General features: G+C 68.3%; 2 protein-coding genes. Both read right to left on the minus strand.

Going from position 1 to position 1,035, the window contains the following annotated elements:
- Window positions 1–231: 231 nt before the first annotated feature.
- Window positions 232–645, minus strand: coding sequence for a DNA-binding protein (locus tag ABZW32_RS40055; RefSeq protein WP_356225871.1), 414 nt, complete (start codon window positions 643–645; stop codon window positions 232–234).
- Window positions 627–911: a hypothetical protein gene (locus ABZW32_RS40060; protein WP_030239192.1), complete on the minus strand. Its 285-nt coding sequence runs from the start codon at window positions 909–911 to the stop codon at window positions 627–629. The genes ABZW32_RS40055 and ABZW32_RS40060 overlap by 19 nt, the downstream gene beginning before the upstream one ends.
- Between the last annotated feature and the right edge of the window lie 124 nt (window positions 912–1,035).

The following is a 1,035-nucleotide window of genomic DNA, read 5'->3' on the forward strand; positions in this document are numbered from 1 at the left end:
GGCCGTCCAGCGGGCCCCAGACGCGTCAGATCGCTACGCGCTTCGCACGGCATAGCGTCCGGCGGCCGTCCTGGGCCGGTACCCGCGCGAAAGGACGACCAGAGCGCTCTGCGGAGCCCCCGGACGCACCGGATCGCTACGCACTCCTCATCTCTCGGCGTCTGCGGCCCGTCGAAGTCAACGAGAGGAACCTGGACTGTCCTGGAGATACGAGTGCGACGCGCCGACGTGTCAGACGCCGACGATGTGTACCCGGTCGCCGCACAGCTTCGTCATGTCGTCGACGTCGGAGGTCAGGAGGACGACGGGGCGGCGCTGGCGCAAGGCGGCTTCTGCGACGGTCGCGTCGATGGCGTACTTGTGGCCGTGGAGGCCCGACTCCATCAGGAGGGCGGACGCGGCACGGGCTTCTTCGTCTCCCACGGAGGTGACGCGGACGCCGGAGAGGATCCAGCTCAACCGTGCCTTGTTCGTGCGCGCGTGCACGGCCTCGATGATCGTCAACGCGCAGATCACGACCTCCATGCCACGACTGCGCGCCTCCGCGACGAGGGCAACCACCGGTTCTTCGTCGTCCAGCAGTTTCGACAGCCCCTCGCTGTCCAGGAGCAAGGTCCCCTCGTGGGTCAGCTTGCGGCGGGCCATTCCCCGTCCTCCGCGAAGACCTCGTCGAAGACCCGCCGTGCCGCTTGCTGGGATTCAGGGGACAGGGGACCGCGCCGCTGCTCGTAGTCGGCCAGGTACTCGTCCAGGATCTGGCCCCGCAGCTCTCGTTCCACCGCCGCGGTGACGAAGGCGGAGAACTCCCGCTTGCCCACGCGTGCGCGGATGGCCTCGGCCGTGCCTTCGGGGAGCGACAGACTCACTCTGGCGGCAGGGCCCTCGCCGATTCCGTACGTCGTCTCAGACACCCTTCCAAAGTATCAAAGGAGTGGGAAAGCTTCTTCGTGCGCATATCTGCCCCGGACGGCCGCCGGACGCTATGCCGGGCGAAGCGCGTAGCGATCTGGCGCGCGTGGGGCCCGTTGAGCGCTG

Source organism: Streptomyces sp. NPDC004667, assembly GCF_040609475.1.
In the GTDB taxonomy this organism is placed as follows: domain Bacteria; phylum Actinomycetota; class Actinomycetes; order Streptomycetales; family Streptomycetaceae; genus Streptomyces.

Excerpts from the sequence above, each read along its gene's own strand:
- ABZW32_RS40055 (WP_356225871.1), bottom strand. The coding sequence starts at position 645 with ATGGCCCGCCGCAAGCTGACCCACGAGGGGACCTTGCTCCTGGACAGC.